The sequence below is a fragment of the Sphingobium sp. CFD-1 genome (assembly GCF_024611115.1).
Lineage (GTDB): Bacteria > Pseudomonadota > Alphaproteobacteria > Sphingomonadales > Sphingomonadaceae > Sphingobium > Sphingobium baderi_A.
Genome location: NZ_CP084398.1, coordinates 3,231,140 through 3,254,954, shown reverse-complemented (window position 1 = coordinate 3,254,954; position 23,815 = coordinate 3,231,140). Strand labels below are relative to the sequence as shown.

The window sequence follows — 23,815 nt, the reverse complement described above, 5'->3', positions numbered from 1 at the left end:
TTAATGGCGGTCAAGCTGCCGGGCCAGGCTTTGGGCGGCCATGACATAGGCCGGTCCCCCACATACCGTCCATGCCTGGGGCAGGTGCAATCGCTTGATCCCGTTCAGCGCGGGGTGATGGAGCATTTCGGTGCCGAGATCCGTCACCCTGTCGCTGGCATCCTCGATGATAATATAGTCCGGTCTTGCTGCGATCATTTCCTCCAACGACATCCGGGACAAGGCGGGCTTGCCCAGGCGGGTCGCAAGATTGACGAGCCCCATGCGCGCCATCAAATCGTCTACGAGTGTGCCGGCGCCTGTCAGATAACCCCGGCGCTGATAATAAGCGGCAACACCGCGAGGGCGCTTGGGAGGAAGCCGGGCGAGCGAAGCGTCCATATTGCGGATCAATGCCTCTCCGCGGTCCCCATGGCCAACGGCGGTGGCGATTTCCCTGACCTGACGCACAATGTCTGCATAGCTTTTGGCGGACGGCAATTCCAACAGGGGATATCGCCCCTTCAATGCCGCGCGGGTTTCCATCCGGCGACTTGGCGATGCGACCAGCAGATCGGGGTTCAGCGTAAGAACCTCCTCCGCCGATCCGCGCATGACAGGCAAGCGATCCGCGGCGGCGGCCCCGGCGGACATGGCCCGGTCGCGTGACAGATGTGTCAGTGCGGCGATTTGCGCCGGGTCGGCAATGGCCATCAGATATTGGTCAGCGCAAAGATTGAGGGAGACAATGCGCTGAGGTTTGTAGTGATGCTCGTTGGTGCCCTGCGATGCTACCGTGCTTGTCAGAAAGCATGAGATGAGAATCGCAATATAGCCCGAGCATCTTGACATGCTAACGATTCAAACCTCAAAATTTCCATCAGGAGCCAAGGCTCGAAGACTATCGGTCGGCCAGTTGGATCGTTGGCGTTGCGCTACCGGATCATATTGGCGTTGAGCAAGCTGAAACCGCTTTATCGCTCTCACGCCAATGTCGGCCACGGTTATGGCCAGCGTATAAATATGGCCGAGCGTAATGATCAAGGACGCATGGGTGGGGAAAAATATCTGCTGCGATGCGGAAAGCCACCCCTATGCGATTGCTACTTGGCGAAGCGCATAAGAGGAGGTGGGGTCATAGGTGCGCTTTGGCGACTGCATGCCCGGCTCAGCTATGTTTCCTCTGATTCACCAAGCCGCAGGGAAAGCCGATCTCGCCTTCATCCCCGGGAACGCTGAGCGCATGGGGTTTCATGACAGACTGCCCGCCACCTCGCTTTTGTGTCGGCCTGATCCGGCCGTGGTCCGCGATGACGGCATAAAGTATTACAAAATTTATTAATAGTAATATCTCACTAGACAAGGCCAAGAAATCGAACGATGCTGCGATGCGAAAAGGGGACGAATCATGGTCGGATCGATAAGCAGGGCAAGCAAGATCGCATTGATAGCCGGAGCGTTCCTGGCCGCGTCCTGCTCCCGGCAGCAAAATGGCCCAGCGGAGCAACGGCACGAATTCAATATCGGATGGTCGATCTACGCGGGCTGGATGCCCTGGCCTTATGCCCAGCAGGCCGGAATCGTGAAGAAATGGGCCGACAAATATGGCATAAAGATCAATATCGTTCAGGTGAACGATTATATTGAGTCCGTTAATCAATATACGGCCGGTAAATTCGACGGCGTGACCGCCGCGAACATGGATGCGCTCACTATTCCTGCCGCTGGCGGCAAGGATACGAGCGCCATCATCGTTGGCGACTATTCGAACGGCAACGATGGCGTCCTGTTGAAAGGCGCGGACAAGATCAGCGCCATCAAGGGGCGGCAGGTCTACCTCGTCGAGCTTTCCGTATCCCATTATCTGCTTGCGCGCGCGCTCGCTTCGAGTGGTCTGGCGCTCAAGGACGTCAAGACCGTGAACACGTCCGACGCTGACATTGTCGGCGCATTCGCAAGCCCCGACGTCACCGCGGCCGTCGCCTGGAACCCGCAGCTTTCCGTCATGAGGGGGCAGGCCGGGGCAGAACAGGTCTTCAGTTCCGCCGACATACCGGGCGAAATCCTCGATCTTCTGGTTGTCGACACTGCCACGCTCAAGGCCAATCCCAATCTGGGCAAAGCGCTTGCCGGTATCTGGTATGAGACGGTGGCTCTCATGAAGCGTCAGGACGCTAAGGGCAAGGAGGCGCGAGCGGCGATGGCGAAGCTGGCGGGGGCGAAGCCGGAGATGTTCGAAAATCAGCTGTCGACCACCTATCTCTATTCCGATCCGAAAGCCGCCGTGGCGGCGACCTCTTCCCCGGCGCTCGTCACGACCATGACGCGTGTGCGCGATTTCAGCTTTTCCAAAGGGCTGTTCAAGGGCGCATCGTCCGCCGATGCGGTGGGCATGGCTTTCCCCGGCGGCAAGACCCTGGGCGATCCCGGACGTGTGACGCTGCGCTTCGACGACAGCTATATGAAGCTCGCCGCCGATGGGAAACTCTGATCCTGTCCGACTTTGCTTGATTGAGGCGATGTGACGACCATGCGTTGGGTAAACCGTCAAATGCGGCGAAGCGACCGCCTGCTTCTCGGACTGGTGCCGATCCTGCTGCTGCTGCTCTTCTATGTGGTCATGGCCGCGCAGCGCCATGCCGCCAATCCGGCGGACAAGATATTGCCTTTGCCCAGCGGCATGGCGGAAGGCATGTCCGCGCTCCTCTTCGAAGCCGATCCCTTGTCTGGCCAGTTCCTGTTCTGGGCCGATACGCTGGCGAGCCTCCAGAGGCTGGGCATCGGCCTTGGCATCGCGACGCTGCTTACCCTTATAGTCGGACTGGTGCTTGGCACGCTGCCGCCGGTGCGCGCGACCTTCGGCCCGTTGGTGACGGGCATAGCCGTCATTCCGCCCATTGCCCTGCTCCCGATCCTGTTTATCGCCCTGGGATTGGGGGAAACGGCGAAAATCGCCCTGATCGTGTTGGGAATCGCACCCGTCATGGTCCGTGACATAGCGGCCCATGTCGCCGCCCTGCCGAGAGAACAGATCATAAAGGCCCAGACATTGGGCGCGGGCAGTTGGCAGATCATGATCCGGGTGGCTCTGCCGCAAGCGATGCCGCGTCTCTTCCATGCAATGCGCCTGGCCCTCGGTCCGGCCTGGGTGTTCCTCATATCGGCGGAGGCAATCGCATCCGACGTGGGGCTGGGCTACCGGATCTTCCTCGTTCGTCGCTACCTCTCCATGGACATCATCATCCCTTATGTCGCCTGGATCACTCTGCTGGCGATCCTGATGGACGTGGCGCTTACTTTCCTCAGCCGCCGCTCCTTCCCCTGGGCACATGGAGAAAGCCATTGAGTGCGCTCCTCAGCCTTCGCGACATCTGGGTCGAATATGGCGACAAGATCGTCCTCGAAAAGGTGGACCTGGATATTGCCGCCGGTTCGTTCGTCTCGATCGTCGGGCCTTCGGGGGCGGGCAAGAGCAGCCTGTTGCGCGTCATCCTCGGCCAGGAAGCGCCGACCCGTGGAACCATCCTTCTCGACGGGACGCCTCTTGCGCCGGAATGCGGGCCGGATCGCGGTGTCGTGTTCCAACGCTATTCGGTGTTTCCTCATTTGTCGGCGCTCCGAAACACGGTTTTCGGATTGGAGTGCGCGCAGGCTCGCTTTTCGGCACGTCTGTTCGGCAAGGCGCGCCGTGCGGCCCTGGACGAAGCGGCCGCGATGTTGGCGGCCGTGGGCCTGGGCGACAGCCTCCACCTTTATCCCGCGCAGCTATCCGGCGGTATGCAGCAGAGACTGGCGATTGCCCAGGCGCTCATCAAGCGACCCCGCATCCTTCTTCTAGACGAGCCGTTCGGCGCGCTGGACCCCGGCATCCGATCGGACATGCACGCGCTCATCACGCAGCTTTGGCGCGATTATTCCCTGACCATCATCATGGTGACGCACGACATCCGGGAAGCCTTTACGCTCGGCACGCGCGTCCTGGCGCTCGACAAGCGCCGTCACGATCCCCACGCCCCGCATCGGTTTGGCGCCACGGCGGTCTACGATCTTCACCTGAAGGACCGGAACGATCGCGCCGCGGACGAGGATAAAAGTATTACTATTGACAGTATTGGTAATAATGAAGAGGATGCGGCATGAGCTCCGAACCCCCTAGTCTCGCCCGGCTCAGCATGAGCCTTCCCGCAGAGCTTTTCCGGCAACTCGATATGATGGTGGAAGAGCGCGAACTGCCTTCCCGCTCGCAGTTGATCGCCGAACTGATCCGCCATGCCCTTGCCGAGCACGAAGCGCTCATCCGCCCGGACGAGATGCTCGCGGGCACGATCACGCTGGTATATCGGGGTGATCGCGGCCGCGTGCGGCATCAACTCGCCCAGATGCAGGCCGATTATCTCAAGGAAGTCATCTCCGCGCAGCATGTGTTCCTTGAAGACGACCAGTCGCTGGAGGTTCTTCTGGTGCAGGGCCCTGCCGTGCGTTTGAAGACTTTGTGCGACGCCCTTCGACGCGTTCGCGGCGTGCAGCAACTCCAGCTTGTCACCACGACCGCGCTCCTGCCACCGCTTTACGAGCAGGAGGCCGAATGAGCGAGCCACTGGCCAATCCCCTGGCGGCGCGCGATCATGCCCGCGCCATGGCGGGCACGGTGGTCGAGGCGATGCCGGTCCTTCCGCCGGTTGCCGCCGACCTTCCCCAGGACGTAGCCGCCGATGATCTGCTGTGGGAGGAAACGGTCGCGGCGGGCGGCTATGCATCGCGGCGGCTGGCGCGGGGATCGCGGCTGCGCCTCATCGACCTCAAGGGCGACGCCTGCGCTTCCCTGCTGATCTTCAACGCGGCTATGCCGAGCGAACGTCTCAACGTGGCGGACACGGTGAAGGTGCAGTGGAACGCCTATCTGGGTGCGGGCAAGCTGCTGCTGTCCGATATGGGACGCGTGCTGATGAGCCTGCTGGAGGATGGGGCGGGTACGCACGACGCCTTTTGCGGCACATCCAACGCGGCGACCAACGCCGAGAAATATGGCGAAGGCCGGAACAGCGGGGCCTTTCCCAACGGGCGCGACCGTTTCCTGCTCGGCGCGGCCAAACATGGGCTTCAGCGGCGCGACGTCCACCCGTGCATTAATCTGTTCAAGGGCTCGCGGATCGCGGCGGACGGGACGATTACACCGCTGGTCGGTCCCTTCGAGCCGGGCCGCGCCGTGCTCCTACGGGCGGAGATGGATGTGATCGTCGTGATCGTGAACTGCCCACATGTGCTCGATCCGCGCGAGAACTGGTCCGTGACGCCGCTGCGTGTTTCCGCCTGGCGCGGTCCGGTAGCGGCTGCCGACGACCCCATTCGCAACGCCACGCCGGAGGGCCTGCGCGCCTTCCAGAATGTCGAAGACTATTTCCGCCTCTAAGCGAGGAACATACCAGCATGAGCGCTGATCCCCATATCTCTGGACTTCCCGGCACCGTGATCCATGACGAGGTCGTGCCCGCGCGCGCTCCGTGGCTCCGCCATATCGGCGCGGGCCAGACGCTGCGTATCGTGGACCTGGAGGGCAATCAGGCCGTCGATTTCCTGCTCTATTCCGCCGCGGACGACACGGAACGTTACAGCGCGCAGGATACCGTCGCGGCGCAAGGCAGTCTGTTCCTGCGCGCCGGAACGGTGCTGCGGTCGAACGAGGGGCGGCCGATGATGACGATCGCCGCGAGCGCCGTCGACTATCACGACACCATCGGCGGGGCCTGCTCCTGTGAATCGAACACGCTGCGCTATGGCCATCACACCAAGTCCCAGCACGCCTGCGTGGAGAATTTCCTGGAGGCGAACCTCTCCGAAGGGCGCGGTAAGCGCGATATCGTCTCCAACATCAACTTCTTCATGAATGTGCCGGTCGAGGAGGATGGCGCGCTCGGCATCGTGGACGGCATTTCGGCGCCCGGCCTGACGGTCGACCTGCGCGCGGAAATGGACGTTGTCGTGGTCGTGTCCAACTGCCCGCAGGTCAATAACCCCTGCAACGCCTTCAATCCCACCCCCGTCCGCATGATCGTCGCCGCATGAGCTTCGACACGGTCCTGATCGCGAACCGGGGGGCGATCGCCACCCGCATCATCCGCACGCTGCGACGCATGGGATTGCGCTCGGTCGCCGTCTATTCTGAAGCGGATGCCGGTTCCCTCCATGTCGCCCAGGCGGACGAGGCGGTGTGCATCGGCGCGGCCCCGGCGTCGGAAAGCTATCTCAACAGCACCGCGATACTGGAGGCAGCGCGCATGACGGGCGCGGGGGCGATCCATCCAGGCTATGGCTTCCTGGCCGAGAATGTGGAGTTCGCCGAAGCCTGCGCCGCCACCGGACTCGTTTTCATCGGTCCCACGCCCGAAAATATCCGCACCTTCGGCCTCAAGCACAGCGCCCGCGCGCTCGCGGCAAGCCATGGGGTGCCCCTTGCGCCCGGCACCGGCCTCCTGACCGACGAGGAGGAGGCTGTCCATTCGGCGCATGAGATCGGGTTCCCGGTCATCCTGAAGGCGACGGCGGGCGGCGGCGGCATCGGTATGCGCGTCTGCGAGGACGAAGCAGCCGTGCGGCAGGGCTTCGCCGCCGTGGCGCGGCTGGGCGAGGGCAATTTCGGTGACGCGGGCGTCTTTCTGGAACGCTATGTCGGCCGCGCGCGCCATGTCGAGGTGCAGATTTTCGGCGACGGCGCGGGCCGCGTCATGGCGTTGGGCGAGCGGGACTGTTCGCTCCAGCGCCGTAACCAGAAGGTTGTGGAGGAAGCCCCCGCGCCGCTGTTGCCCGACGACGTGCGCGCCGACCTGATCGCGGCGGCCGTCCGGCTTGGCGAGGCGGCTCGCTATCGCTCGGCCGGAACGGTCGAGTTCCTCTACGATGCCGACCGGCGGCAGTTCTTCTTTCTGGAAATGAACACCCGCCTTCAGGTCGAACATGGCGTGACCGAGGAAGTGACGGGCATCGACCTCGTCGAATGGATGGTGCGCGGCGCCGCGGGAGACTTCACCTTCCTCGACGCGAAGCCGCCCATGGCGCGGGGCCATGCCATACAGGTCCGCCTTTATGCCGAAGACCCGGCGCTCGATTATCGCCCCACTTCCGGCACGCTGACTGCCGTCGATTTCCCTGCCGACATCCGCGCCGAAACATGGGTCATGGCGGGCAGCACGGTAAGCGCATGGTATGATCCGATGCTGGCCAAGCTGATCGTCCACGCTCCCACGCGCGCGCAGGCGGCGGCGGCGATGCAGGCCGCGCTCGATGCGAGCCGGGTGGACGGGATCGAGACGAACCTGCGCTGGCTGCGCGAGGTGGTCCGCAGCGCGCCCTTCGTCAGCGGAGAGGTTTCGACCCGTGTCCTTGACGGCATCGGTTATAACCCCCGCAGCATTCGGGTCATCAGCGGCGGCACCGCGACGACCGTGCAGGACTGGCCGGGTCGACAGGGTCTTTGGGCGATAGGCGTGCCGCCATCCGGCCCGATGGATGACGAATCTTTCCGTATCGGCAACCGGCTGCTCGGCAATGCGGAGGGGATGGCGGGGCTGGAGGTGGCCATGACGGGCCCGACCCTCCTGTTCAACACGCCGGCGCGCATCTGCCTGACCGGTGCGGACTTCGGCGCGACGCTGGACGGCATGCCGGTCGCGCGCGGCACGGCCCTCGATGTCGGGGCAGGGCAGACATTGACCCTCGGCCGCGCTTCCAGCGGTGGCATGAGGGGCTATGTGCTGTTCGCCGGTGGCCTCGACATCCCGCCCTATCTGGGTAGCCGCAGCACCTTCGAACTGGGTCAGTTCGGCGGTCATGCCGGTCGCCGCCTGCTTGCGGGCGACACGGTGCATCTGGGCATGGAAGCGACGGGCGACGCCCTGCCAGCGGTAAGCCTGCCCGAACTGGGCGGGGAATGGACGCTGCGCGTGCTCTATGGTCCTCATGGCGCGCCCGATTTCTTCACGGACGACGACGTCGGCGCTTTCCTCTCCGCCGATTGGCAGGTCCACTATAACAGCAATCGCACCGGCGTCCGCCTCGTCGGGCCGAAGCCCCGATGGGCGCGTACGGACGGCGGCGAGGCGGGGCTGCACCCGTCCAACATCCATGACAACCCTTATGCGATCGGCGCGGTGGACTTCACCGGGGACATGCCGATCATCCTGGGACCGGATGGACCATCGCTGGGCGGCTTCGTCTGCCCGTTTGTGGTGATTGCGGCCGACCGCTGGAAGATCGGACAACTCAGACCCGGCGACCGCCTCCGCTTCATGCCCGTGACGATAGAGGATGCGGCGGCGGCCGATGCGGCGCAGCGCGCATTCGTCGGGAGCGGCCTGACCCCGGCCTCAACCGCCCCGCGCAGCATCGCCGTCCTGTCCCCTATTCTGGCGCAGATCGATGAGACGGAAGGGCGGCCGCGCACCATCTATCGCCAGCAGGGCGATCGCAACATATTGGTCGAATACGGCCCCATCGTCCTCGACATCGAACTGCGTATCCGCGTCCACGCCCTGATGCAGGAACTGGAGCGGCAGGCGCTGCCGGGCATCGTCGATATCGTGCCGGGCATACGCTCGCTGCAATTGCATTTCGATGGCCGGGACATGGACCAGCAATCCGCGCTTTCGGCCTTGATGGCGGCGGAAGAGCAATTGGGCGATCTCGCCGATTTTTCCATCCCGTCCCGCATCGTCCACCTGCCGCTCAGCTGGCGCGACCCCGCGATCATCGAGACGATCGAGAAATATATGGGCGCGGTGCGCGACGACGCGCCCTGGTGCCCGGACAATATCGAGTTCATCCGCCGCATCAACGGCTTGCCCGATGCCGATGCGGTGGAAAGCGTGATCTTCGACGCCAGCTATCTGGTCATGGGTCTGGGCGACGTATATCTGGGCGCGCCGGTCGCGACGCCGATCGATCCCCGGCACCGGCTCGTCACCACCAAATATAATCCCGCTCGCACCTGGACTCCGCCCAATGTCGTGGGGATCGGCGGCGCCTATATGTGCATCTACGGGATGGAGGGGCCGGGCGGTTATCAGCTTTTCGGCCGGACCATTCAGGTATGGAACAGTTATCACCAGACCGACGCCTTCGCGGATGGCAAACCCTGGCTGCTGCGCTTCTTCGACCAGATTCGCTTCTTCCCCGTCAGTGCGGAGGAACTGGCGGAGTGGCGTCGCGATTTTCCGAGCGGCCGCCGTTCGATCCGGGTGGAGCAGTCCGAATTTCGCCTCGCCGATTATCGCGCGTTCCTGAACGACAATGCCGCCGCCATTGCGGCGTTCGAGGCGCGGCGTCAGGCGGCATTCGATGGGGAACGCGCCGAATGGCAGCAGCGCGGCGAGTTCGACCGCGCGGAGGCGCTGGACGAAGCGGTCGCGCCGTCCGCCCCCGCCATCGAAGTGCCCGAGGGAGCCGACCTGATTGAAGCCCCCTTTGGCGGCAGCGTCTGGAAGCTGCTGGTCGCGGTCGGGGACGAGGTGAAGGCAGGCGATACCATCGCGGTCATAGAGATGATGAAGATGGAATGTCCGGTGGAAAGTCCCGGCACGGGAACGATAGCGGCGCTCTACATGCAGGAACGGCAGTCTCTCCTGCCCGGCGCGCCGATGCTGGCGCTGAGGCGGCATTCATGAGCGCGTCGGCCCGGCAGAGCGCCGCCGCCATCGCCGCTGCCGTCCATGCGGGGCGGACCAGCGCCGTCGCCGTGGCCGAGGAGACGATGGCCCGGATCGAAGCCTATGACGCCGTCCAGCCGCAAATCTGGATCAGCCGCGCAGCGCGGGACGATCTTGTTTCCGCGGCGCGAGCCATCGACGCCCGCGTCGCAGCGGGCGAAGTCCTGCCGCTGGCGGGCGTCCCCTTCGCCGTGAAGGACAATATCGACGTCGCCGGATTCGACACCACGGCGGCTTGCCCCGCCTTCGCCTATCGCCCGGAAGCCTCCGCCACGGTCGTCGAACGATTGCTGGCGGCCGGCGCGCTTTGTGTCGGCAAGACCAATCTCGACCAGTTCGCCACGGGGTTGAACGGCACGCGCAGTCCCTATGGGAGTCCCCGCAACGCCTATAATCTCGCCTATGTCAGCGGTGGATCGAGTTCGGGTTCGTCCGTCGCCGTGGCGGCGGGACTGGTTCCCCTTGCGCTTGGCACCGATACGGCGGGATCGGGCCGCGTTCCTGCTGCCTTCAATCATCTGATCGGGTTCAAGCCCAGCAAGGGACGATGGAGCACCAGCGGCCTCGTGCCCGCGTGCCGCACGCTCGATTGCATCACCGTATTCACCAATGACACGAGCGGCGCCCGCATCGTCGACGATGTGCTGGCAGGCTTCGATCCGGCCGATCCTTATTCCAAAACGCTCGCGAACCGGCCGCTTGGGCGCAAGACCATCGGCGTGCCGCGCCGCGACCAGCGTATCTGGTTTGGCGATAGCGAGTCCGAATATCTCTACGACTGTACGCTGGAGACGCTCGCGGGGCTTGCAGACATCGTCGCGATCGACATCGCGCCGCTCCAGGAAGCGGCGCAGCTTCTCTACGGCGGCCCGTGGGTTGCCGAGCGGACCGCCGCCATGGTTGGCATATTGGCCGATAATCCCGATGCGGTCGACAAGACCGTTCGCCAGGTGGTCGAACAGGGCGTGGGCATGAGCGCGGTAGACCTGTTCAACGGCATCTATCGTCTCGCCCAGCTCAAGCGTCATGCGGACATGCTCTGGACGGGCATCGATCTGCTGGTTTTCCCGACGACCGGCACGACCTATCGCGTTGCCGAGCTTCTCGCCGCGCCGGTCATGCTCAACAGCAATCTGGGCGTCTACACCAATTTCGTGAACCTGCTGGACATGGCTGCGGTGGCCGTGCCCGCCGGAATACGCGCGAACGCCACCGGGTTCGGGATCACCCTGATCGGTCCGGCCGATAGCGACCGCGCTCTGCTGGAAGCGGCGGATGCGTATATCGCGGCGTCGGACCTTCCATCCCCACCGCCTCTCGATCTGGAGGGTAAAGTGCAGACTGTGAAGCTCGCCGTCGTCGGCGCCCATCTGAAGGACATGCCGCTGCATTGGCAACTCACCTCACGGGATGCCAGGTTCATCGGCGCATTTGAAACCGCGCCCCATTACAGACTTTATGCCATGGCCGACGGCGTGCCGCCCAAGCCCGCACTTGTGCATAGCGAGGATGGCGGACCGATCGCCCTTGAGGTGTATGAACTGGGCGTCGCCGAATTTGGCAGCTTCGTCGCGGAGGTGCCCGCGCCGCTTGCCATCGGCACGGTGACGCTGGCCGACGGGAGCAGCGTCAAGGGCTTTGTCGCCGAACCACGCGCCATGACGGGCGCGCAGGACATAACGAGCCTGGGCGGATGGCGTGCCTATATGGCGCAGCGCGATTAGTGGAAGTTGGCGAAGAGGGGGCAAGACATGCGAAAGCTTGGTATGATGCTCATGGCGGCGGTTGCGGGCTGTGCCTTGATGCCGTTTGCCGCACGGGCGCAGGATGAACAGGTTATTCCCGTGCCGGGCTTTGCGGACTTCCTGGCGGTCGACGGAAAGACCGTCTGGGTCACGAACGATGGACGTGTGGAGCAATGGTCGCGGCAGGGCAGGCTTGCCGAGGTCGCCATGTCCAAACCATGCGGCGCCATGGCGATAGCCCATCGCGCCCTGTGGGTTGCCGATTGCAAGGATGGCACGCTCAACCGGATCGATACGCGGACCGCGCGGATAACCGCTTCGATCCCCACCGGAATCGCCAACCCCATGGGGGAGCTTAATGTGGTGGCGGGCGCGGGATCGGTCTGGGTCGCGAGCGATGAAAAGGGTGTGGTTGCCCGCGTCGATCCGGGGACCAACCGCGTGAGCGCATCCATTTCCGTGGAGCCGGGCACCTATTATCTCGCCTTCGGATACGGATCGGTCTGGGCGGTCAGCAGCAAGCGCCAGACGCTCCAGCGCATCGATCCCCGAACCAATGTTGTCGTCAAGAGCGCGGCCTTGGGCAAGGAACCCGGCTTTCTCGCCGCCGGGGCTGGCGCGGTTTGGGTGCAGGAGCAGGGCGATGGCACGGTCGCCCGCATCGATCCCCTGACCGGCGAACTATCGGGCCGCGTGAAGGTCGCGGAGACTCTGAAATATGGGGATATCGACACAGGCGGCGGCAAGCTGTGGCTACGCACCACGGACGATCAGACATTCGTCGTGATCGAACCGAAGACCATGACGATCCGGGCGCGGGTGGGGAAGGCAAGCGGCAGCGGCGCGCTGCGATATACGCGGGCGGGCCTGTGGACGACGGCGCATGATCTGCACACGCTGTCCTGGTGGCCCGATCCTGTGAAGATCGGTCACTGACCGACCCGTGCAGATCCGTTCCGCAATCGCGAGACTACGTCGTGTAACGGGAGGCCATCCGAACTTGCGAGTTGGTCGAGGCGTCGATTGATAATCAGGGATCGGACGCCCCCAGCGCGCGGCGGATTTACCGGATACTGACAACCAGTGAGGCGAGTTCCGTGACATGGCCCAATAGCCCGATCGGAAGGTCGGCCTTGGCCGTGGTTTCTGCGTGGGTTTCAGGATCGAGAAGAGTGACCCTGATCGTCCGGGCCAGGGGTGCCGACCATGCGCGCACCGTTTCGATCGGCAGGCGAACCCGCCAATGGCGCTTGCCTTCCACCACCACCGCATGGCCATTGATGCGGACCATGGACGCCGCATCGTCGCGCTGACCGGAAATAAGGAGGCAGCTTCCGGAACGGCATGACACCAGCCGCGTGCTCGGCTCGGCCGCGGCCGTTGCGGGGGATGCGATGCAGGCGATGACCGCCGCGCCCAGCGCCAATGCCTGTTTTCCTGTTCGATATGCCATGGCCGGTTCAGGCTCCTTGCAAGGCTGGAAAGGATACCGGGTTAAAGCCGATGCCGGCTTCCTCGAAGAAGCGTTTCACTGGTTCCAGGACATCCACGTGCCGTTTCCAGCGCGCGACCGAGTCCGCATAGATCGGACGGCGGACCTGCGCGGCGCTGGGCGTTGAAACAGGCGCGCGATTTGTGTGGAACGACAGGCAGGTATTCGACCACTCCAACCCGCAATGCGCGAGCAGCCGCCGCGTTTGCCCTTCCTGATCCGCGATCAGATCCTCATAGCGGATTTCAAGCACGCGCCCGGGCAAGACCGTGCGCCAAAATGCGATCAGCCGATCGAAACGGGCGTAATAGGCGGCGATGTCGAGCAGGTCGTAGCTATAGTCATAATAGCGCGAGCCGATCGCGAACAGGTTGCGGAAATTGCTGAGCACCGTGTCCATCGGATGACGGCGGAGGCACACGATCCTGGCCGAGGGCAGTGACCGCGCGATAAAGCCCGCATAGTGGAAATTGCCCGGAAACTTGTCCGTGAACCTGCGGGCGGGATCGCGCCGGTGATGACGTGCTCTTTGCAGATAATCGCGCCGTATATCGCGCATGTCGCTGCTCGCGGCCGCCATGATCGTCTCGGGGGCCATGACCATGGGGCCGCGCGTCCCGGCCGCCTGTTTCACCGCAAGTGGCATGGCCTGCAATTCCCCGGCGCTTTCGACATCGGGATGCGATGACAGGATGCGATCGACGAGCGTGGTTCCGGTGCGCGGCATGCCGATGATGAAGATGGGCGCATCGCGGGACGGCTCCGTCGCAGGAGCCTGTGCCAGCGTCGACCAGCTCGCCTCCACGGCGTCGAAGACGGCGGCGTCGCGCGCGAAGGCATAGGGCAGGGCCCTGCGATGCTCCGCATTTACCGCCATAAGCCTGTTCAGCGCCTCGACCGGCTGGCCGATATCTTCCATCTCCTTTGCCAGCGCGTAGCCGAGCAACAGCCTGCTGCGGCCATCGCGTGCATTGGCATAGGTCCGCGTCAGCCGCTCGACATGATTATCCTCCCGCGTCTGCCTGCGGATGCTGGTCAGGAGATGATGGGCGCGCGCCTCGTCCGGCGCCAGCGCGATCAGTGTCTCCAGCGCTGTCTCGGCCTCGGCCACTCGCCCCAGAAAGTTCAGGGTCGTTGCCTGATTATAGCGGAATTCCCTGTTGCGCGGTTCCAGCCGCACCGCCTCCGTGAAATGAGACAGCGCGGCGGCGTGGTCGCCGAGGCGGGCATAGACGCAGCCCATGGTATCGCGGCTGAGCGCATCGGTGGGGAGCGTCTGCTCCGCATCCCGGAGCATCGCGGCGGCGTCGCCATCCCGCCGGATCAGCACGAAGAGTTTTGCAAGCTGCGCGCGATATTCGCCCTTCGGGTCGAGCATGACCGCCCGGCTGACATGCTGGATGCCGGCCTGGACGCGACCCGCGCCCGTTTCCGCCACGCCGAGCAGGAAATGGCCTTCGGCATCGCCGGGGTCCGCAGCCACCAACGCGGCGGCAAGCCGGTGCGTCGCGTTGAGGTCGCCCCGGAAGAGGGAGTCTCGTGCTGCACTGACCTGCCCGGCGCGTGTTGCCATCATGCCGCCGTTGCACCTCCCGCCGTATCCAGATTGCGGCTGGACGCGGCGTTGTCATTTTGCTGCCTGCCCGCCGCAGCAAGGGACTGCTCTCGCCTGGCTTTCATCCGGTCGATCAGAGGTTGCACCGGAAACATCGTCTGTTCCCAGATCGACAGCCGCTTGCGGTCGTCCTGCCCGACAATGGCTGCTTCGCCCTCGCGATAGGTGCCGAACAGCCGGTCGAGAAGGATCAGCGAATTGCCATAGTTGCAGCGGGTGCTTTCATAGTCCGTCGAATGGTGCAGGCTGTGGTGCCGGATGGTCGTGAAAAAGAAGGAATACCAGATGGGCGGGTCGGATCGCACATTGGCGTGCGCGAAGGTCGACACCACGCCCAGAACATTGAACGCGCAGAACATGGCGGTTTGCTGGATGTCGAAAAGCGCGACCAGGCTGAGGCTGATGAGGAACAGTTCGATGGGATTGCCCACCGCGCCCTTCGCCGCGTTCAGTTGCGTGATGTGATGATGCGGCGCGTGGGTCAGCCAGAAGGGATGCCAGTTATGCATCAGCCTGTGCATCCAATATTGGCCGAACTCGATGATGAAAATGACCATGGCGACCTGCACCAGGAAAGGCAGGTGCGTGATCCATTCGGTGCTGATGCCCAGCGATTGCTTGGCTGCTTTCAACGGATCTTCGGCCAGCTTTTGCGAAGCCCATGAAATCGCGGTGGCGCTCATGACCACATAGAAAAGATCCGTGAAGAATTCCTGCCTGTTCATGCGCCAGCCGGCATGCCGTTCGGCGACCCATTCCAGCAGCAGCACGCTTGCCGTGATGAGCGGGGACATCACGGCGAGCGTCCATGGATTTTCGAGCAGGGCATCGGGACCGAAGGCCCAGAACAATAGGACCATCGCGATCATCGCGGGGGGCACCAGGTTGAGCATGGCTTTTTTCATGACATTCCCGTCTGGATGGCCGCGCCGCCTGTTGCGGGCGTCAGGAGGATTGTGGGGTGGATTGGAATTTCGGTGAGCGCATTGCATGCTGGGCAAGGCTTCGCGGCGCTGCGGCGTCGAAGAGGTAGGTTCCGGCATAGACGCAGCTTAATGTTCCCACCTGTCATGCCGCGTGCCGCCGATGGCCTGGGCCCTGGCGGAAATGCCCTCCAGAAGCAGCCGAAGGGCCGCCGCACCGATCATCGCGGCGCGTCCGCCAAGGCCATGCCTGCCCTCAGGATGAAGAATCGCTTTCCGGCTCAATCGCATGCCACACTCCCTTCAGTGTGTTGAAACTGAGCCAGGGCGCGTCAGGGCGGCAGGCGCAAATTTGCGATGAAAGGCATAGATTTACATTATGACCTGCGCTGCGCGCGGATGCGTCTCACGACCTCGTCCAGGAAAAGCTGCGTGGCCGTGTCTCGCGCCGGATCGAGCCGGGCCAGGAGAAAAATGTCGTAGGACGGCTCGAAATCGGCATGGAGCATCGGCCAGAGCCTGCCCTTGGCGACATCCTCCTTAACCGCGAGGACGGGGAGAAAGCCGATGCCGACCCCGTGAACAATAAGGCGCCGCGCCTCGTTTATGTCCTCTGCCAGCCCACTCACCTTGGCGCCGAGCCTATAGCGCCGGCGCAGATGGGTAATCGTCTCGATCTCATCCTCGCCGGTCAGCACGAACCCTTCGTCCCTGAGTTCGTTGAGACGGCTGACATGATAGCCAAAGAGAGGATGGCTGCGGGCGCAATAGAGCTGCTGACGCTCGGTGAACAAAGGTTCGTAGACCAGGCTGCCGCGAACATTGCTGTCATAGCCTACGCCTATCTCCACTTCACCTCGCTCCAGCGCGTCGAGCACCTGACGCCAGGGAGAGACGCGGATCTCTATATGAATGTCAGGATTGCGTCTGTGGAAGCTCGCAATGGCCTCGTCGAACTCGGGAGAAACGAGCGCTGACACGATCTGGATACGAACGATGCCTTCGACGCGCTTGGTGGCCTGCGCGATCTGATGCGGCATCATCCTGGCTGATTCCAGCATGTCCTCGCACAGCGCCATCATGGCCTTGCCCGCCGCCGTCATCTCCACGCCTGTGGCGGAGCGGTGCAGGAGCGTTGCCCCGACCTGATCTTCCAGCCGCTTGAGTGCGGCGCTGATGCTCGGCTGTTGCTTGTTGAGTTGCCGCGCGGCCGCGCCGATGCCGCCGGCCCGGACGATATCGACGAAGGTCCGCATCAGGTTCCAGTCGACACGGCTCGCGAATTTCTTGTCGGTCAACGGTGTCCGGTCGCTCATAACCTGTCTTTCCTGTCGATCCCAGACCTTCGGGGATGGATGTCGGCTTGCAGAATAACGCCGCGTGCGCTCAGGGCCATAGATCAAATCGATGCAAAGCCTGAAATAGGCGTGAATGTCGCTATGGGCCGCCGGGATCGCTTACGATCAGCCCGACTTGGCCGCCCAGGGGAAGGCGAAATGACCGCAAATGACTGCTCGGCCTGGTTGGCTTCCACAATCTCGCGCGGCGGCTATAAGCGGGCTTTTGCTGGTAAAGCTGGTCTTCAGCGGTGTTTGCAATATTCTGGCGGGAACATGCGGGCCGGAAATCGACATTGGCGCGAGCGAGAGGGTGGACGATGTCCGATGAGATGAGACAGGCCGATTTTGGTGGATATCGCATGCCGGGCAAAATCAGTCTTCAGCATCTGCGATATCTGGTCGCCTTTGCAGAGCATCGCACGCTGACCGAAGCCTCCGCCAATCTGAACGTGTCCCAGCCCGCCATTTCCCGCGCATTGAAGGAATTGCAGGCCGAACTGGGTTGCCAGTTGCTGCGGCGCGTCGGCCGCAGTCTGGAACTCACCACGGCAGGTCAGCGGGTGCTGGCGAGCGCGCGGCGCGCGCTCGCGGCCATCGACGACATGCAGCGTGTCGCCGGGGAGCAATCGGCCCATGTGTTGCGTATAGCGACGCTGGGCGCGATGGCGGCGGGCATGGCGCCCGTTCTGGAACGCTTCATGCGTAAAGAACCGCTGATCCGCATCCAGATCCAGCATATGGCGCAGGATCACGAGATGTTCGACCAGTTGCGGCGTGGCGATGTGGACGTCGGCTATTGCGGTCTTGTGAAGAGGCCGCGCGGCCTTTCGATTACGCCGACCCGGCCGCTCGGTATCGTGCTGGCCTCTCCGATCGGTACGGATTTGCCCGATGCGGTCCGTTTCGCCGATCTTGACGGGCTCCCCATGGTCATGCCGCCTTTGACGGAGGAGCGCCGGCGGCTGTTCGACGATCCCTGCTCCCGTGCCGGCGCCTTGCCCGACATCGTGCTGGAAAGCGGCGACACGACGACTTTTCTCAGCAGTATCCAGGCCGGCATCGCTTCATCCATCATGTGGGACGTCAATGCCGTTCAGTCGACCGACATAGAAATCCGCCCCTTCGATCCGCCGCGTTTCCATCCGGTCGGTTTCGTCCATGTGTCGAAACCGACTGCGCTGGTTCGCAAACTGTTGAGCCTGTCACGGAAAGTCGAACGCGAACGCGAACGCACCGCGAGCCGTCAGCCGACCGCGCCGAAATATATGTCGCAGGTTATCGAACTACCCTAATTATAACTGCTGCCATTCTTGTTTACGGCCGGACGCCTGCCCCATGAATGTCTTGCATGAGACCCGGACATAGCCGGGCCGTCACGCCGCACCTCGCGGGGGGAGCGGCAGGCGATCCGTGAAGGGAGAGCGATGATGAAGAACGCAAGGTCCGATTGGGAGGGTGTCGCCGCTTCGGGGCCTGATGCCGGCCTGTTCGCGAAGAATTCGCTCCCCGAAGGCATCGGCACGATCACCACCCTGACCCGGTCCGCGATTTCGGTTGGTATCTCGTCATCGCCGCGCTGAAACATGCGATGCTCGCAATAAGGGACTATGGCGATGGCAGGGTCATCGAAACGCTGGAGGTGCCGCCGGATTTTGCGATGGAGCACCTTCATTTTTCCACCTCGACCGTCACGCAGCCAACACGCTGGGCAACGGATGAAGAACCCCTCGATAAAGGATAATGGGACATGGCACTGACCGAAGCGGCGAACAGCTATGCCGATAATGTCGAATTGCTGAGTGTTTGGCTCCGGGACGAACTGGGATGTTCCGACATCGCTCTCGACAAGCAACGCCGCTGGCGTCCGGTCTGGCACGCTCGCGCCCGGCAAAATGGCGTGACGCGCGAGTTCCTGTTGAAAGGCGACCGGACCTGGCCCACCCATCCCTATCCGTTGGACTATGAAATGCGGATGCAGCGCACGCTGCATGAAAATGGCATTCCCATCCCGGCCATTCTGGGCATGTGCGACCGCCCGAACACCATCGTCATGGAATGGATCGACGGCGGACGCGATCCGGGCCTTGTGCAGCAGGCGATCGAAAGCGCGTCGGTGATGACCGACGACCGCTGGGCGGCGTCCTTGCGCTACATGGAAATCCTGGCTGACGTCCACCGCATCCCCTACCAGAAATTTGCCGAAGCGGGCGCCGACGTGCCGCAGGGCGCGCAGAACATCGCCATGCATAATTATGAGCGGTTCCATGCCATGACGCAGGCGCAGGGTGTGACCGATCCCATTCTGGAGTTTTGTGTCCGCTGGTTGCGGCGCAACTATCCGCGCAACCGGCAATCCATTTCCTTCGTCACCGGCGATTGTGGGCAGTTCCTGTCCGACGGCCCGCGCGTGACCGGCATATTGGATGTGGAGATCGGCCATCTGGGCGATCCGATGCGCGACCTTGCCTGTTTCCGGGGCCGCCATCCCATCGAGAATATGGGCGATGTCCCCGCGCTGTTCCGTCATTATGAAAAGGCGATGGGCGTACCGCTCGATCATGATGCGATCGCGTTCCACACAGTCGCATTTCTGGCCGAGGCCATTTATGGCCCGCTGTTCGGCCTGTATGAAACCGGACGCGGCGGCGACTGGGTCGAGGCGGCGGTGCAGGTGCCCATGATCGGACGGCGCTGCATGGAGGCGCTGGCCGAGATATTGGAGATTGAACTGGATGAAATCCAGCTTCCGCCTCCAGCGCCTGCGGATCGGGACGAACTGGCGCTCCGCAAGCTGGCGGCAGAGATCGACCGTCTCCCTGAAAGTGAGGCGCTGCAAGGGTGGCAGCGCAATATCCTTGCGTCCATCCCGCACTATCTTGAGCAGAAGGCCCGCTATCGCGACTGGCTGCGGGAGGAGGATCTGCGCGATCTGGAAAACCTGCTCGGCAAGCGTTTCGACGACGTTTCCAGCGGCGATGATGCTCTGATGCATTTCATCGCGGCCAGCACGCCGGAGCATGACATCGCCCTGACGCGCTTTTTCCACCGGCGGATGTTGCGGCAATGTCTGGTGATCGCCGGCGCCGATGCATCCGCCGACCATGTCCTTCTGGCACGGATGGAACCGCTGGTGCGAGGGGAGGCTGCACGGCAAGGCTGACGGGCGTTTTTGGCGGAGGAGAGGCGCGACCTTTGGTCGATGGACGGCGACCATATCGCCATTTCCTGCCATGAACCCGCCAGTTGGTCGCGCACGCGGAGCGGTTGGACGTCGATCAGGTCAGGATGAGCACGCGCGCATCCTGGCCATGGGATGATTTGACGACGACATTGCCCGCCAGGTTCACGAACTCGATATCGATTTTGGCTTCGCCGATGGAAAGGTTGCTGAGCGTCAGCATGTCCAGAAAGTCGGGCAGGGTCGGTTCGATCAGCCGGACCCGCTGCGCGTCCGTGTCGAAATTCAGACCCAGGCTTGCCTGGATGAGCAACAGCGGAGCGGCGGCCGACCATGCCTGCGGGCTGCATGCGACGGGATAGAAGGTCGGACCCTGCGCCCGTCTGCGGGGAAAGCCGCAGAAGAGTTCGGGCAACCGCATCTGGTCGACATAGGTGGCTGCGGCAAAGAGACCCTCGAAAACCGTCGCCGCTTCCTTCCTGTAGCCATAGCGGGAGAAACCCGCCGCGATCAGCGCATTGTCGTGCGGCCAGATCGACCCGTTATGATAGCTCATGGGATTATAACGGGCTTCCGTCGATGCGACCGTGCGGATGCCCCATCCGGAAAAGGACGCCGGGGCCATGAGCGATCGCACGACCGCGTGAGCGCGATCCTTCCGCGCCAGCCCGGCAAAGAGGACATGGCCGGCATTGGACGACCGAACGCGGCAGGGGCGTTTCCGTCCGTCCAGAGCCAGCACATAGGTGCCAAGCTCCTCATCGAAGAAGGCCGCGTCGAATGTATCGCGCAAATGGTTCGCCCGCTCCACATAATGGCTGGCCCGGTCGACTTCCCCCAGCCTGGCGAAGATCGCGGCGGCGGCGTTCCATGCGCCGAACACATAGGCCTGCACCTCGGCGAGCGCGATCGGCCCCTGTGCAATCGTCCCGTCGGCATGGAAGATGGAATCGTGGCTGTCCTTCCAGCCCTGATTGACCAGACCCGCGTCCGTCAAACGGCCATATTCGACGAACCCGTCGCCGTCCCTGTCGCCATAGACGTCGATCCAGTTCAGGGCCGCGTCGAGGTTATCCCTTATCCCCGCGATAAAGGAGATGTCGTCCGTCCGTTCCAGATAGACGCCCGCCAGCATCACGAAAAGCGGCGTTGAATCGATGCTTCCATAATAATGGCGGAAAGGAACCTCGCCCAGTTCGGCCATTTCGCCATGGCGCACTTCGTGCAGGATCTTGCCCGGCTCGGCATCGGCCGCCGGATCGAAATCCGTCGCCTGATGCGCGGCCAGATAGCCCAGCACCCCGCGGCTGATCGCCGGGTCCAGCCAGAGCGTCTGCATCGCGGTGATGAGCGCGTCCCGCCCGAAAATCGTGCTGAACCATGGAATGCCGGCATAGGGATAGGGACCATATTCGGTCTCGGTCGAAAGCATGGCGATGTCCGCGACCGCGCGGCGGGTCACTTCGTTGAAAAGCTGATTGGAAGAATGGATGGTGGCGCCGCGCGCCAATGCCTGCCGTGATCCCTGCATGGCTTCGCGAAGGGATTTCAGGAAACGCTTGGGCAGGTCATCGTCGGACTGTTCGGCCACGCAGCCGATCCGCATGAAGATCGTGCACCGCTCCGCCGGGGACAAAGTGATGTCGAAAAGGGCATCCGTGGCCGTCAGTTGCCGGGGGACCGGATCGAATTCGATCTGGGTAACGCGATCCTGATCGTCCCGGCCTTTGTAGCGAAGGCATACTGTATCGGACTGTATTTCCGGTTCCATCATCGCGCCGCGCCGCAGGCGAACGGTGCCCCGGATCTCGAACAGATCCCGGAAATCGGCATCGAAGCTGATGCCGACCGTCATCTGCCGTGTCTGCTTGTCGAAATTGCGGATGGTGATGCGTTCGTAAACGGCGCTTTTCCACAGGAACCGGGTCCGGCGAAGGTGGATGAGGTCATGTTCGACCTCCACCCGGCCGTCCGCCCCTATGAAATCGGGATTGGCCAGATCGCAGGTCAGCATCGTGTTGTCGTCCCGCAGGCCCGAACTCAGCAGGATGGGGCGCTGCCCGTTCACCGTCAGGAACAGGTGGGAGAGGTGCCGCGTGTCGCGATAATAAAGCCCCTCCGGACTGCCTGGCCCGGAAATGGCGTCTCCGCTGTGGTCGAACACGGCGAAGCTGTCGCCATGTTTCAATGTGCGCGGGCGGCGTTCGTGCAGCGAAGCGGTTGCCGGGATGAAGAACTGCGTGTTCATCTGCGACAGCCTCTGTTCCAGGTCCGCATTCGCCAGGTCGGTTTGCGACTGGATGGATGATGCCATGGGCTGTCCTTTACGCAACGATTTGCAGGTCGGCTTCTTCCCCCAGCTGACGACGCAGGCGCGCTGCTTCCATGCGCGCGCCGGGCAGGCCACGATAGAGCGAGATATAGTCGCGCGCCATGCGTTCCGCAGTGAAACGTGCATCAAATGCGGCACGGACCCGCCTGCGGTCGAGATCCTTCAATCTTGCCACGGCCGCCACCGCTTCATCCTCGCTCTCGACGATGAAGCCGGACACGCCCTCGTCGATGATCTCCGGGACCGATCCGCAGCGAAAGGCGATGACCGGCGTGGCGCAGGCCATGGCCTCGATCATCACCAGCCCGAACGGCTCGGGCCAGTCTATCGGGAAGATCAGGGCGCTTGCCTGCCCCAGAAATTCCGCCTTCTGCCGTTCGTCGATCTCGCCGATGAAGCTGACATTGGGATGGCGTTCGATCAGCGGCGCGATTTCCGTTTCCCAATAGTGCCGGTCGACCGCATCGATCTTTGCCGCGATACGCAGCGGCATACCCGACCGGGCGGCGATGCGGATGGCCCGGTCCGGCCGCTTTTCGGGGGAAATGCGCCCCAGAAACGCCAGATAGCCATGACCTGGCCCCAATTGCGGCGGCAGCAGGTCCGCAGGCAGGCCATGATGGATGGTCCCCGCCCAGGTGACGGGCGGCATCGGCAATCTTTGATGGTCGGAGATAGACACCAGCGGATGATGCGGAAACACGCGATAGAAAGCGGGGAGATCGGGCAGATCGAGCCGCCCGTGCAGCGTCGTCACGGTCCTGTCCAGGCAGTCCCGCACCATGGGCATGTGCAATATGTCGATATGGAAATGAAGCGCATCGAATGCGTCGGCGCGGCGCATGACCGCTTCCAGCAGCATCATATGATAGGGGATCGGGTCGATGACCTTTCCATTCAGCCGCAACGCCATGTCCGTGACGGGGACGAGTTCCGCGCTCGTTCGGGAATCCCCACTGGCGAACAGGGTGACGTCATGGCCCTGGCGGACCAGTTCCTCGGTAAGATAGGATACGATCCGTTCCGTGCCGCCGTAAAGTTTAGGAGGAACACTTTCCGCCAAGGGCGCAATCTGGGCAATCTTCATCCATGAATCCTCACATGGCTGGCCCATCGTCGATAGCGGTCATTGGCCCGACATCATCCGGAACGACCCTCCCTATCGGAGCAGTTTCCGATTCTGGGGAGGAAAGGGGATGGATGTCTACAGGCTGATTGTGTTTCCGATATCCAACTCCGACCAGTTTCCTGGGAAAAACGTTCATTCTGGCCATTTCGCGCACGGGAAAAGCACGGCTCGGAGATTGTCCCCTCACCCGTCTTCGCCACGATGCTGAAATATACGCTCTTATAACGATAGGGGGGACGAGACGTTCCCATAAATCGTGCTGATCTGGATCAACGTGCAGGACAGGCATCCGGCAAGGAACGCGCCGCCCGCGGATCGGTCATTCCAGCTTCATCGGCATTGGAAGAATATTGCCCGCTGGCCAATTGCGGGAACAAGCGTCAT

General features: G+C 62.9%; 21 protein-coding genes. 13 read left to right on the top strand and 8 right to left on the bottom strand.

Features of this window, described 5'->3' with window-relative positions; translation table 11 throughout:
• Nucleotides 1-831 (bottom strand): ABC transporter substrate-binding protein, encoded by an 831-nt coding sequence (locus LDB26_RS16375; RefSeq protein WP_062061609.1) that lies wholly within the window; start codon nucleotides 829-831, stop codon nucleotides 1-3.
• A gap of 556 nt (nucleotides 832-1,387) precedes the next feature.
• Here LDB26_RS16375 and LDB26_RS16370 point away from each other — a divergent pair.
• The 9 genes from LDB26_RS16370 to LDB26_RS16330 are packed head-to-tail and all read left to right on the top strand — an operon-like array spanning nucleotide 1,388 to nucleotide 12,358.
• Nucleotides 1,388-2,470, top strand: coding sequence for a putative urea ABC transporter substrate-binding protein (locus LDB26_RS16370; RefSeq protein ID WP_257539211.1), 1,083 nt, complete (start codon nucleotides 1,388-1,390; stop codon nucleotides 2,468-2,470).
• A gap of 39 nt (nucleotides 2,471-2,509) precedes the next feature.
• Nucleotides 2,510-3,325: an ABC transporter permease gene (locus LDB26_RS16365; protein ID WP_062061600.1), complete on the top strand. Its 816-nt coding sequence runs from the start codon at nucleotides 2,510-2,512 to the stop codon at nucleotides 3,323-3,325.
• The gene (locus LDB26_RS16360; RefSeq protein ID WP_062061597.1) at nucleotides 3,322-4,119 is read left to right on the top strand and encodes an ABC transporter ATP-binding protein; all 798 of its coding nucleotides are present in this window, start codon (nucleotides 3,322-3,324) and stop codon (nucleotides 4,117-4,119) included. The genes LDB26_RS16365 and LDB26_RS16360 overlap by 4 nt, the downstream gene beginning before the upstream one ends.
• Nucleotides 4,116-4,568 (top strand): CopG family ribbon-helix-helix protein, encoded by a 453-nt coding sequence (locus LDB26_RS16355; protein WP_062061594.1) that lies wholly within the window; start codon nucleotides 4,116-4,118, stop codon nucleotides 4,566-4,568. The genes LDB26_RS16360 and LDB26_RS16355 overlap by 4 nt, the downstream gene beginning before the upstream one ends.
• Nucleotides 4,565-5,389 (top strand): urea amidolyase associated protein UAAP1, encoded by an 825-nt coding sequence (locus LDB26_RS16350; RefSeq protein ID WP_257539210.1) that lies wholly within the window; start codon nucleotides 4,565-4,567, stop codon nucleotides 5,387-5,389. Before LDB26_RS16355 ends, LDB26_RS16350 begins: the two co-directional genes overlap by 4 nt.
• A 17-nt stretch (nucleotides 5,390-5,406) precedes the next feature.
• Nucleotides 5,407-6,042, top strand: a complete 636-nt coding sequence (locus LDB26_RS16345; protein ID WP_062061588.1) for an urea amidolyase associated protein UAAP2 — start codon at nucleotides 5,407-5,409, stop codon at nucleotides 6,040-6,042.
• Entirely contained in the window at nucleotides 6,039-9,635 is a 3,597-nt protein-coding gene (uca, locus tag LDB26_RS16340) for an urea carboxylase (protein WP_257539208.1), read from the top strand. Before LDB26_RS16345 ends, uca begins: the two co-directional genes overlap by 4 nt.
• Entirely contained in the window at nucleotides 9,632-11,401 is a 1,770-nt protein-coding gene (atzF, locus tag LDB26_RS16335) for an allophanate hydrolase (RefSeq protein WP_257539207.1), read from the top strand. Before uca ends, atzF begins: the two co-directional genes overlap by 4 nt.
• Before the next feature lie 27 nt (nucleotides 11,402-11,428).
• A complete protein-coding gene (locus tag LDB26_RS16330) occupies nucleotides 11,429-12,358 on the top strand; it encodes a YncE family protein (protein WP_257539206.1) in 930 nt (309 codons plus the stop codon).
• Nucleotides 12,359-12,485: 127 nt separating this feature from the next.
• On the opposite strand, the gene LDB26_RS16325 is transcribed toward LDB26_RS16330, so the two are convergent.
• From LDB26_RS16325 to LDB26_RS16305, 5 genes are all read right to left on the bottom strand, one after another.
• Nucleotides 12,486-12,875, bottom strand: coding sequence for a hypothetical protein (locus LDB26_RS16325; protein ID WP_257539205.1), 390 nt, complete (start codon nucleotides 12,873-12,875; stop codon nucleotides 12,486-12,488).
• Between the two features lie 7 nt (nucleotides 12,876-12,882).
• A complete protein-coding gene (locus LDB26_RS16320; protein ID WP_257539204.1) occupies nucleotides 12,883-14,490 on the bottom strand; it encodes a tetratricopeptide repeat-containing sulfotransferase family protein in 1,608 nt (535 codons plus the stop codon).
• Nucleotides 14,487-15,434 (bottom strand): sterol desaturase family protein, encoded by a 948-nt coding sequence (locus LDB26_RS16315; RefSeq protein ID WP_257539203.1) that lies wholly within the window; start codon nucleotides 15,432-15,434, stop codon nucleotides 14,487-14,489. Before LDB26_RS16315 ends, LDB26_RS16320 begins: the two co-directional genes overlap by 4 nt.
• 147 nt (nucleotides 15,435-15,581) lie before the next feature.
• Entirely contained in the window at nucleotides 15,582-15,743 is a 162-nt protein-coding gene (locus LDB26_RS16310) for a hypothetical protein (RefSeq protein ID WP_257539202.1), read from the bottom strand.
• An 86-nt stretch (nucleotides 15,744-15,829) separates the two neighbouring features.
• A complete protein-coding gene (locus tag LDB26_RS16305) occupies nucleotides 15,830-16,768 on the bottom strand; it encodes a LysR family transcriptional regulator (protein ID WP_062061569.1) in 939 nt (312 codons plus the stop codon).
• A 341-nt stretch (nucleotides 16,769-17,109) separates the two neighbouring features.
• Between LDB26_RS16305 and LDB26_RS16300 the strand changes: the two genes are divergently transcribed.
• From LDB26_RS16300 to LDB26_RS16285, 4 genes are all read left to right on the top strand, one after another.
• Nucleotides 17,110-18,084: a LysR family transcriptional regulator gene (locus LDB26_RS16300; RefSeq protein ID WP_257539201.1), complete on the top strand. Its 975-nt coding sequence runs from the start codon at nucleotides 17,110-17,112 to the stop codon at nucleotides 18,082-18,084.
• Between the two features lie 132 nt (nucleotides 18,085-18,216).
• Nucleotides 18,217-18,372: a hypothetical protein gene (locus tag LDB26_RS16295; RefSeq protein ID WP_257539200.1), complete on the top strand. Its 156-nt coding sequence runs from the start codon at nucleotides 18,217-18,219 to the stop codon at nucleotides 18,370-18,372.
• An 8-nt stretch (nucleotides 18,373-18,380) separates the two neighbouring features.
• Nucleotides 18,381-18,533 (top strand): hypothetical protein, encoded by a 153-nt coding sequence (locus LDB26_RS16290; RefSeq protein WP_156415202.1) that lies wholly within the window; start codon nucleotides 18,381-18,383, stop codon nucleotides 18,531-18,533.
• 6 nt (nucleotides 18,534-18,539) lie between these two features.
• Nucleotides 18,540-19,952 (top strand): phosphotransferase, encoded by a 1,413-nt coding sequence (locus LDB26_RS16285; RefSeq protein WP_257539198.1) that lies wholly within the window; start codon nucleotides 18,540-18,542, stop codon nucleotides 19,950-19,952.
• 115 nt (nucleotides 19,953-20,067) lie between these two features.
• On the opposite strand, the gene LDB26_RS16280 is transcribed toward LDB26_RS16285, so the two are convergent.
• Both LDB26_RS16280 and LDB26_RS16275 read right to left on the bottom strand, forming a co-directional pair.
• Nucleotides 20,068-22,284 (bottom strand): glycogen debranching N-terminal domain-containing protein, encoded by a 2,217-nt coding sequence (locus tag LDB26_RS16280; RefSeq protein ID WP_373886125.1) that lies wholly within the window; start codon nucleotides 22,282-22,284, stop codon nucleotides 20,068-20,070.
• Nucleotides 22,285-22,294: 10 nt separating this feature from the next.
• A complete protein-coding gene (locus LDB26_RS16275) occupies nucleotides 22,295-23,389 on the bottom strand; it encodes a glycosyltransferase family 4 protein (protein ID WP_257539196.1) in 1,095 nt (364 codons plus the stop codon).
• Nucleotides 23,390-23,815 lie beyond the last annotated feature (426 nt).

Bases quoted from the DNA above. Each gene is read 5' to 3' on its own strand.
- LDB26_RS16350 (WP_257539210.1), top strand. From the start codon at position 4,565: ATGAGCGAGCCACTGGCCAATCCCCTGGCGGCGCGCGATCATGCCCGC.
- LDB26_RS16320 (WP_257539204.1), bottom strand. From the start codon at position 14,490: ATGATGGCAACACGCGCCGGGCAGGTCAGTGCAGCACGAGACTCCCTC.
- LDB26_RS16290 (WP_156415202.1), top strand. From the start codon at position 18,381: ATGCTCGCAATAAGGGACTATGGCGATGGCAGGGTCATCGAAACGCTG.
- atzF (WP_257539207.1), top strand. From the start codon at position 9,632: ATGAGCGCGTCGGCCCGGCAGAGCGCCGCCGCCATCGCCGCTGCCGTC.
- LDB26_RS16345 (WP_062061588.1), top strand. From the start codon at position 5,407: ATGAGCGCTGATCCCCATATCTCTGGACTTCCCGGCACCGTGATCCAT.
- LDB26_RS16375 (WP_062061609.1), bottom strand. From the start codon at position 831: ATGTCAAGATGCTCGGGCTATATTGCGATTCTCATCTCATGCTTTCTG.
- LDB26_RS16315 (WP_257539203.1), bottom strand. From the start codon at position 15,434: ATGAAAAAAGCCATGCTCAACCTGGTGCCCCCCGCGATGATCGCGATG.
- LDB26_RS16295 (WP_257539200.1), top strand. From the start codon at position 18,217: ATGATGAAGAACGCAAGGTCCGATTGGGAGGGTGTCGCCGCTTCGGGG.
- LDB26_RS16275 (WP_257539196.1), bottom strand. From the start codon at position 23,389: ATGAAGATTGCCCAGATTGCGCCCTTGGCGGAAAGTGTTCCTCCTAAA.
- uca (WP_257539208.1), top strand. From the start codon at position 6,039: ATGAGCTTCGACACGGTCCTGATCGCGAACCGGGGGGCGATCGCCACC.
- LDB26_RS16330 (WP_257539206.1), top strand. From the start codon at position 11,429: ATGCGAAAGCTTGGTATGATGCTCATGGCGGCGGTTGCGGGCTGTGCC.
- LDB26_RS16325 (WP_257539205.1), bottom strand. From the start codon at position 12,875: ATGGCATATCGAACAGGAAAACAGGCATTGGCGCTGGGCGCGGCGGTC.
- LDB26_RS16365 (WP_062061600.1), top strand. From the start codon at position 2,510: ATGCGTTGGGTAAACCGTCAAATGCGGCGAAGCGACCGCCTGCTTCTC.
- LDB26_RS16300 (WP_257539201.1), top strand. From the start codon at position 17,110: ATGTCCGATGAGATGAGACAGGCCGATTTTGGTGGATATCGCATGCCG.
- LDB26_RS16305 (WP_062061569.1), bottom strand. From the start codon at position 16,768: ATGAGCGACCGGACACCGTTGACCGACAAGAAATTCGCGAGCCGTGTC.
- LDB26_RS16370 (WP_257539211.1), top strand. From the start codon at position 1,388: ATGGTCGGATCGATAAGCAGGGCAAGCAAGATCGCATTGATAGCCGGA.
- LDB26_RS16280 (WP_373886125.1), bottom strand. From the start codon at position 22,284: ATGGCATCATCCATCCAGTCGCAAACCGACCTGGCGAATGCGGACCTG.
- LDB26_RS16355 (WP_062061594.1), top strand. From the start codon at position 4,116: ATGAGCTCCGAACCCCCTAGTCTCGCCCGGCTCAGCATGAGCCTTCCC.
- LDB26_RS16285 (WP_257539198.1), top strand. From the start codon at position 18,540: ATGGCACTGACCGAAGCGGCGAACAGCTATGCCGATAATGTCGAATTG.
- LDB26_RS16310 (WP_257539202.1), bottom strand. From the start codon at position 15,743: ATGCGATTGAGCCGGAAAGCGATTCTTCATCCTGAGGGCAGGCATGGC.